This window comes from Brevundimonas sp., assembly GCF_035561115.1.
Lineage (GTDB): Bacteria > Pseudomonadota > Alphaproteobacteria > Caulobacterales > Caulobacteraceae > Brevundimonas.
Genome location: NZ_DATMYH010000085.1, coordinates 1 through 3,537, shown reverse-complemented (window position 1 = coordinate 3,537; position 3,537 = coordinate 1). Strand labels below are relative to the sequence as shown.

The following is a 3,537-nucleotide window of genomic DNA, read 5'->3' as shown; positions in this document are numbered from 1 at the left end:
ACTCCCCGGAGCAGGGCGTCGTCGACCGCGTGGCCGAGATCGCCGACCTCGTCACCGTCGCCCTCGACGAGCTTCTGCCCCGCGCCAGCGGTCCCGAATCGCGCCTGACCGAGGCCATGCGCTACGCCGCCCTGGGGCCCGGCAAGCGGCTGCGGCCCTTCTTCGCCCTCGAGGCGGCCAATCTGTTCGACATCGAGGAGCGGCCGGTCTTGCGCGCGGCCTGCGCCCTGGAATGCGTCCACGCCTACAGCCTCGTCCATGACGACCTGCCGGCCATGGACGACGACGACATGCGCCGCGGCCGGCCCACCGTGCACCGGGCCTATGACGAGGCCACCGCCATCCTCGCCGGCGACGCCCTGCAGACCGCCGCCTTCGACATCCTGCTGCACCCCGACACCCACGACGACGCCGAAATCCGCTGCGAACTGGCCGCCCGCCTGTCGCTGGCCAGCGGCGCGCGCGGCATGGCCGGGGGCCAGATGATCGACCTGCTGGGCGTCCGCGACGACCTCGGCGGCGTCGCCCGCATGCAGCGGCTCAAGACCGGCGCCCTGTTCACCTACGCCTTCGAGATTCCCCTGATCATCGCCCGGGCCCGCGAGGCCCAGCGTCAGGCCCTGATCAGCTTCGCCCACGACATCGGCCTGGCCTACCAGATCGTCGACGACCTGCTGGACGTCGAGGGCGACGAGGACATCCTCGGCAAGGCGGCCAACAAGGACGCCGCCCAGGGCAAGACCAATTTCGTCACCCTGCTGGGCGCCCCGGCGGCGCGGCACCGCGTCGCCCACCTCGCCGACCAGGCCCGCGCCCACCTCGACGTCTTCGGCCCCGACGCCGAAATCCTCAAGGCCAGCGTGGACTTCGTGCTAAAGCGGCGATCCTGACCGCTTCGCGTCCCGATAACGACGCGGTAATGGTGGATCAAAGAGACCGCACGCGATTTAGAGTTTTCATGCCCGACACCCCGTTGCTCGACCAGGTTCACCTCCCCGCCGACACGCGCGGGTTCGACATCCCCCAGCTGCGCCAGCTGGCGGACGAGCTCAGGGCCGAGACCATCGACGCCGTCTCCACGACCGGCGGCCACCTCGGCGCCGGTCTCGGCGTGGTCGAACTGACCGTCGCCCTGCACCATGTGTTCGAGACGCCGAAGGACATCCTGATCTGGGACGTCGGCCACCAGTGCTATCCGCACAAGATCCTGACGGGCCGTAGAGACCGCATCCGCACCCTGCGCCAGCCGGGCGGCCTGTCGGGCTTTACCAAGCGCAGCGAGAGCGAATACGACCCCTTCGGCGCGGCCCACGCCTCGACCTCGATCAGCGCCGCCCTCGGCTTCTGCGCCGCCCGCGACCAGAAGGGCGAGACCAACAAGGTCGTGGCCGTCATCGGCGACGGCTCCATGTCCGCCGGCATGGCCTATGAGGCCATGAACAACGCCGCCGAGACGACCAAACAGCTGGTCGTGATCCTCAACGACAACGACATGTCGATCGCCCCGCCCGTCGGCGGCATGAGCGCCTATCTGGCCAAACAGGTCTCGGGCGGCGCCTATCGCAATTTCCGCCGCTTCGGGAAATCGGTCGCCGAACATTTGCCGCGCCCGTTCCGCAACGCCGCGCGCAAGGCCGAGGAATACGCCCGCGGCATGATCGTGGGCGGCACCTTCTTCGAGGAGCTGGGCTTCTACTACGTCGGTCCCGTCGACGGCCACGACATGGACAACCTGGTCCCCATACTGAAGAACGCCGCCGCCATCACCGACCGCCCGGTGATCGTCCATGTCGTCACGCAGAAGGGCAAGGGCTACGCCCCGGCCGAGTCCAGCGCCGACAAGCTGCACGCGGTCGCGAAATTCGACGTGATCTCGGGCAAGCAGTCGAAGTCCGTCTCCAACGCCCCCAGCTACACCAAGGTGTTCGGGACCGAGCTGATCAAGCGCGCCGCGCTGGACCCGACCATCGTCGCCATCACCGCCGCCATGCCGTCGGGCACGGGTCTGGACCTGTTCGGTCAGGCCTTCCCGACGCGCACCTATGACGTCGGCATCGCCGAACAGCACGCCGTGACCTTCGCCGCCGGCCTCGCCGCCGACGGGATGAAGCCGGTCTGCGCCATCTATTCGACCTTCCTCCAGCGCGGCTACGACCAGGTCGTCCACGACGTCGCCATCCAGAAGCTGCCGGTCCGCTTCGCCATGGACCGCGCCGGTCTGGTCGGCGCCGACGGGGCCACCCACGCGGGCAGCTTCGACATCGGCTTCATGGGCGCGCTTCCGGGCATGGTGCTGATGGCCGCCGCCGACGAGGCCGATCTGGCCGCCATGATCGCCACCAGCCTCAAGATCGACGACCGCCCGTCCGCCTTCCGCTATCCGCGCGGCGACGGCGTCGGGGTCGAGATCCCCGAACTGGCCGCCCCGCTTGAGATCGGCAAGGGCCGCATCGTCCGCGAGGGTACGACGGTCGCCATCCTGTCGCTCGGCACCCGGCTGCAGGAATCGCTCAAGGCCGCCGAGGCCCTGGCCGCCCGCGGCGTCTCGGCCACCGTCGCCGACGCCCGTTTCGCCAAGCCCCTGGACGCCGACATGATCCTGCGTCTGGCCCGCGAGCACGAATGCCTGATCACGGTGGAGGAGGGCGCCATGGGCGGCTTCGGCGCCTTCGTGCTCCAGCTTCTGGCCGAAAAGGGCGCGCTCGACGCCGGGCTGAAGATCCGCACCCTCTGCCTGCCCGACATCTTCCAGGACCAGGACAACCCCGCCGCCATGTACGCCACGGCGGGCCTGAACGCCGAACACATCGCCGCCGCCGCGCTGCAGGCGCTGGGCGTGGAGGCGACGCGGGCCGTTCGGGCCTGAGGCACGCAACCGGCGCTCTCTGAACCCGTTGTGCTGCGGGGCTTTGAGGGTTGAGTACAATGAACATGCGTATCCTGACCGCCGTCGCCGCACTTGCCGCGGGCGTCGTCCAGCCCGCTGTCGCGCAAGAGGCTCCGGCTCCGGCTGACGGTCCCATCGAGGTCATGCGCGCCAGCGACACCGCCATGACCTGCCCGCAGATTTCCGAGGAAGCGGCGGGGCTCAGCCAGCAGCTGGGCGGCGCGCCCGGCGGCGGCTTCCTCAGCGCCGTCAGCGGCGTGGCCCAGGCCGGCGCGGCCCTGATCATTCCGGGGGCCGGTCTGGCCATCGCCGGCGCCGACGCCCTGACCCGCCCCGACCGTGAGCGCAAGGAGGCCGAAGCCGCCGCCATCCGCCACCGCTGGTACTATCTGAACGGCCTCTACGCCGGCCAGGACTGTCAGGCCGCCGCCGATGCCGCAGGCCCCACGCCGGCCACGCCGGGCGACGCGGCTCCGGCGGCCGGGCGATCGGGGAACTAGTCCCGTCCCGTCTCCTCCCCATCTCCGATGGGGAGGTGGCGCGGCGCATCTTCGCGCCGTGACGGAGGGGGGCCGCGCCGCCTTACCCCTCCACCCCTTCGGGGTCCCCCTCCCCATTCGCTGCGCGAACAGGGAGGAGACGGATGACGC

At 70.3% G+C, this 3,537-nt stretch carries 3 protein-coding genes; all 3 read left to right on the top strand.

Annotated elements, in window-relative coordinates; genetic code table 11:
• Nucleotides 1–29 precede the first annotated feature (29 nt).
• Nucleotides 30–890, top strand: a complete 861-nt coding sequence (locus VN378_RS10890; protein WP_325743602.1) for a farnesyl diphosphate synthase — start codon at nt 30–32, stop codon at nt 888–890.
• Nucleotides 891–958: 68 nt separating this feature from the next.
• Complete coding sequence (gene dxs, locus VN378_RS10885; RefSeq protein ID WP_325743601.1) at nt 959–2,866, top strand: 1-deoxy-D-xylulose-5-phosphate synthase; 1,908 nt, start codon at nt 959–961, stop codon at nt 2,864–2,866.
• Between the two features lie 65 nt (nt 2,867–2,931).
• Nucleotides 2,932–3,387, top strand: a complete 456-nt coding sequence (locus VN378_RS10880) for a hypothetical protein (protein WP_325743600.1) — start codon at nt 2,932–2,934, stop codon at nt 3,385–3,387.
• The last annotated feature ends 150 nt before the right edge of the window (nt 3,388–3,537 follow it).

Bases quoted from the DNA above. Each gene is read 5' to 3' on its own strand.
- dxs (WP_325743601.1), top strand. From the start codon at position 959: ATGCCCGACACCCCGTTGCTCGACCAGGTTCACCTCCCCGCCGACACG.
- VN378_RS10880 (WP_325743600.1), top strand. From the start codon at position 2,932: ATGCGTATCCTGACCGCCGTCGCCGCACTTGCCGCGGGCGTCGTCCAG.